Origin of the sequence: Nocardia thailandica NBRC 100428 (assembly GCF_000308795.1) — a bacterium.
GTDB classification, from domain to species: Bacteria; Actinomycetota; Actinomycetes; order Mycobacteriales; family Mycobacteriaceae; genus Nocardia; species Nocardia thailandica.
On the sequence record NZ_BAGK01000215.1, the window covers coordinates 1 to 5,260 of the forward strand.

The window sequence follows — 5,260 nt, forward strand, 5'->3', positions numbered from 1 at the left end:
CGGGCGCCACCCGGATCCCGGACGCGCCGGGTTCGGTCAGGCGGGCCAGGGCCTCGGCGGTCGGCAGCACGACCTGCGCCGGGCCGGTCTCGTCCTCGCGGAACACCGTCCGCAGGGACTCGTGGCGGTCCAGGACGTCGGCGACGGCGGCGCCGAGCGCGGCCACGTCGAGGTCGCCGGTGAGGCGCAGGGCGACGGGCAGGGTGTAGGCGGCCGAGTCGGGGTCGATGCGGTGCAGCAGCCACATGCGGGTCTGGGCCGGGGACAGCGGGATCCGGTCGGGGCGCGGTCCGGCGGTGACCGGCGGCAGCTCGGCGACGGTGTCGGCGGAGCGGGCGGCGAGGCCGCGCACGGTGGGCGCGTCGAACACGTCGCGCACGGCGAGCCCGCTGCCGAGGGCGGCGTTGGCCCGGGCGACCAGGCGCATGGCCAGCAGCGAATTGCCGCCGACGGCGAAGAAGTCGTCGGTGGCGCCGATCCGCGCCACGCCGAGCAGGTCGGCGACCACGCCGGCCAGCACCGTCTCGGCGCCGGGCGCCGGGGCGACGTAGGCGGCGGCCGCCGACAGGTCGGGGGCGGGCAGCCGCTTGCGGTCGAGCTTGCCGGAGCTGTTGAGCGGCACCGAGTCCAGCACCACCAGGTGCGCGGGCACCATGTAGGCGGGCACCCGCGCGGCGACGTGGGCGCGCACCGCCTCGGGGTCGACCGCGCCCGCCACGTACCCGACCAGGCACTGCCGCCCGCCCGCGTCGGTGGCCGGGAGCACGGCCGCGTGGCTCACGCCCGCGGCGTCGCCGAGGGCGGCCTCGATCTCACCGAGCTCGATCCGCAGGCCGCGGATCTTGACCTGGAAGTCATTGCGGCCCAGGTAGACCAGCTCGCCGGCGGCGGTGCGGCGCACCAGGTCGCCGGTGCGGTACATCCGGGCGCCGGGCGCGCCGTGCGGGTCGGCGACGAACCGGTCCGCGGACAGGTCGGGCCTGCCGAGGTAGCCGCGCGCGAGCTGGTCGCCCGCCAGGTACAGCTCGCCCGGCACCCCGGCGGGCACCGGGTGCAGCCGCTCGTCGAGCACGTAGCCGCGGGTGTTCCAGGTCGGCCTGCCGATCGGCACGTCGCCCCCGCCCGCGGCCTCCAGCGGCGCGTAGGTCGAGGAGATGGCCACCTCGGTCGGCCCGTAGGTGTTGTGCGCGACGCCGGGCAGCATCCGCACCAGCGTCTCGGCCAGCGCGGGCGGCAGCTCCTCGCCGCCCAGGTGCAGTACGCGCAGCTCGCGCAGGGCGTCACCGAGGCCCTCGGCCAGCAGGGCCGCGAGCACCGACGGCACGAATTCCACGACGCTGACGCGTTCCTCGCGGAGCACCCGGGCCTGGTAGTCCAGGTCCAGGTGCCCGCCGGGGCGGAGCAGGACCAGGGTGGCTCCGTAGAGCGCGGGGCCGAGCAGCTCCCAGATCGAGACGTCGAAGGTCAGCGCGGCCCGCTGCAGGAAGCGGTCGGCCGCGGTGAAGCCGTATTCGCCACGCAGCCAGCACAGTTCGTTGACCAGCGCCCGATGCGGCACCAGCACGCCCTTGGGCAGGCCGGTGGAGCCGGAGGTGAACAGCGCGTAGGCGGGGTGGTCGGGGTGCAGCGGGGCGATGCGGTCCACGTCGGTGACCGGCGCGTCCGACACCGCGCCGAAGGCGGGGTCCTCGAGCTGGGCGACGGTGAGCACCACGGCACCGGCCCGGGAGGCGGCGGCGAAATGCACCGAGGCCGTGTCGGAGTCGGCCAGCTCGACGTGGGCCAGGTCGGCGGCGTCGGCGGCGATCACCACCCGGGGCGCGGCGGTGGCGAGCACGTGCCCGATGCGGTCGGCGGGCTGGGCCGGGTCGACGGGCACGTAGACGCCGCCCGCGGCGAGCACGCCGTGCAGCACGACGAGCAGGTCGAGGCCGCGCGGCACGGCCACCGCGACCGCGGTCTCCGGGCCGACCCCGCAGGCGATGAGCCGCCGCGCCAGCCGGTTGGCGCGGCGGGCCAGCTCGCGATAGGTGATCTCCTCGCCGTCGCAGCGGGCCGCGACCGCGTGCGGGGCGCGGGCGGCCGCGGCGGTGACGAAGTCCGCGGCCAGCGGCGCGGTGAGCCCGAGCCCGGCGAGCACGGCCGACAGGTCGACCACGTCGCCGTGGCCCGCGGCGGTCAGCTCGGCGGTCGCGTCGGGGCCGAGCAGGGGCAGGTCGCCGACGGGGGTGGCGGGGTCGGCGGTGGCGGCCGACAGCAGCCGGGTCAGGCGCTGCGCCAGGCCGGCGGCGGTGGTCTCGTCGAACAGGTCGGTGGCGTAGCGCAGTTCGAGATCGAGGCCCGCCGGGGCGCCCGCGGCGTCGAAGCGGTCGACGAAGGTGAAGTCGAGGTCGGTCTCGATCGGGGCGTCGGGCAGCTCGACCGCCGAGAGCCGCAGGCCGGGCAGGTCGAAGGCGCGCTGCCGCTGGTTCTGCAGCGCGAGCGAGACCTGGTACAGCGGCGAATAGCCCTGGGAGCGCGCCGGGTTCACCGCGTCGACGAGCGTCTCGAAGGGCAGATCGGCGTGGGCGAACGCGTCGAGGTCGTCGGCGCGGACCCGGTCGAGCAGGGCGGCGAAGGAGGCCGCCGGGTCGATGTGGGCGCGCAGGACCAGGGTGTTGACGAACATGCCGACCAGCTCGTCGAGTTCGCGGTGACCGCGCCCGGCCACGGGGGTGCCCACGGCGATGTCGGTGCCCGCGGACAGGCGGGCCAGCAGCACCGCCAGCGCCGCGTGCAGCACCATGAACGGGGTGGCCCGGTGCGCGCGGGCCAGTTCCTCGACGCGCGCGTGCAGCCCGGCGTCGAGGCGGGTGTGCAGGGTGGCCCCCGCGCCGGAGGCGACCATGGGCCTGCGGCGGTCCGCGGGCAGGGTCAGCACGTCGGGCAGCCCGGCCAGGCGCTCGGTCCACCAGGACAGCTGGCGGTTCAGGGCGGTGCCCGCCTCCTCGGCGCTGCCGAGGCTCTCGTGCTGCCAGACCGCGTAGTCGGCGTAGTGCACGGTCAGCGGGGGCAGGGCGGCGGCGGTGCCCGCGCGGCGGGCGGAGTAGGCGGCGACCAGGTCGCGGGTGAGCGGGCCGAGCGACCAGCCGTCGGCGGCGATGTGGTGCACGACGAGCACGAGGACGTGCTCGGGCCCCTCGTCGGCGACGCGCAGCAGGGCGGCGCGCACGGGCGCTTCCCGGGTGAGGTCGAACGGCACGGCCGTCACCCCCGCGACCGCGCCGGGCAGGGCGTCGGGGGCGACGCGGGTCACCGGCAGTTCCGGGACGAACGGCGCGCCGACGAGCTGGGTTCCGGCGCCGTCGATCTCGGGATAGGTGGTGCGCAGGGTCTCGTGCCGGGCGACGAGATCCCCGAGGGCACCGCGCAGGGCGGCCACGTCGAGCTCGCCGGTCAGCCGCAGCGCGACCGGGATGTGGTGGGCGACCGAATCGGGGGCGAACCGGTGCAGGAACCAGAGCCGGGACTGGGCCGGCGAGAGCGGGAGGCGCTCCGGCCGCGCGCCCGCGACCGGACCGCGCCGGTTCCCGGTGCCGCGCAGCGCGCCGACGCGCTCGGCGAGACCGCTCACGGTGCTGACGTCGAACAGGGTGCGCACCGGCACGGTGGCGTCGAGCGCGGCGCCGAGCCGCGCCGCGACCTGGGTGGCCAGCAGCGAGTTGCCGCCGAGGGCGAAGAAGTCGTCGTCGGCGCCGACCTTTTCCAGGCCGAGGACGCCGGCGAAGGTGGCGGCCACCGTCACCTCGACGGCGGTCGCGGGGGCGCGGTAGGCGACCTCGGGCAGGTCGGGGGCGGGCAGGGCGCGGCGGTCGAGCTTGCCCGAGGCGGTGACCGGCAGCGCGTCGAGGAACACGTAGGCCGCGGGCACCATGTAGGAGGGCAGGGTGGCCGCGACCGCGGCGTCGAGGTCGGCGGCGCCGACCTCGGCGGTGGTCACGACGTAGGCGACGAGCTGCTCGGGCCTGCCGTCGTCGGCGCGGACGACGACGGCGGCCTGGGCGACGCCGGTCACGCCGGTCAGCGCGGTCTCGATCTCGGCGGGCTCGATGCGCAGGCCGCGCAGCTTGACCTGCAGGTCGGTGCGGCCCAGGTAGTGCAGCACGCGGCGGCCCGCGCCGTCGGGGCGCCAGGCGACGAGATCGCCGGTGCGGTAGAGCCGTTCGCCGTCGCCCGCCGGGTCGGCGACGAAGCGGTCGGCGGTCAGGGCCGGGCGGCCGAAGTAGCCCTGCGCCAGCTGCGCGCCCGCGACGTACAGCTCGCCGGGCACCCCGTCGGGCACCGGGCGCAGCCGGGTGTCGAGGACGTGCAGGCGGGTGTTGGCGACCGGTCCGCCGAGGGGCACGACGGCGCCGGGTTCGGCGCCCGCCTCGTGCGCGGTGACCTGGACGGCGGTCTCGGTGGGTCCGTAGAGGTTGACCACGCGCGCGCCGGTCCGCTCGGCGACGGTGCGGGCCAGCGCGGTCGGCAGCGCCTCGCCGCCCGCGAAGACCAGGCGCAGCGCGCCGGTGCGGGCGGTGGCGTCCTCGGCGACGACGGCGGCCAGGACCGAGGGCACGTACTGGACGACGGTGACGCTGTGGCGGGCGGTGGCTTCGGCCAGGTAGGCCGGGTCGCGGTGCCCGTCCGGGGTGGCCAGGACGAGGCGGGCGCCGGCCTGCAGGGGCCACAGCAGCTCCCACACCGAGGCGTCGAAGGTGAACGGGGTCTTGTGCAGCACCACGTCGTCGGCGGTGAGCCGGTAGGTGCGCTGCAGCCAGCGCAGCTGGTTGACCACGGCGGCGTGCGACACCGCCACGCCCTTGGGGCGGCCGGTGGAGCCGGAGGTGAACAGCACGTAGGCCGTGTCGGCCGGGGTGAGCGGGGCGAGGCGGTCGGCGTCGGTGACGGGCTCGCCGGACAGGTCGTCGAGCGCCGGGTCGACCACGACGGGGATGTCCCCGGCCGGCGGGCGGGCGTCCGCGCACGCCACGACGCAGACCGGTGCCGTCCGCTCCAGCACGTAGGCGGTGCGCTCGGCCGGATGATCGGGATCGACCGGCACGTAGGCCGCGCCGGCGGCCAGCACGGCGTGCACGGCGACGAGCTGGTCGACGCCGCGGCGCGACGCCACCGCGACCCGGGTGCCGGGACCGGCCCCGAGCCCGATGAGGTGGCGCGCCAGCCGGGCGACCCGGGCACCGAATTCGCCGTAGGTGAGCGCGGTGTGCGGCGGAGCGTC

1 protein-coding gene is annotated in these 5,260 nt (G+C 77.0%); it reads right to left on the reverse strand.

The window, feature by feature from the left end; all coding sequences use genetic code 11:
- On the reverse strand, positions 1-5,260 hold a 5,260-nt coding region (locus ON36_RS24545), incomplete at both ends, for a non-ribosomal peptide synthetase (protein WP_157224996.1).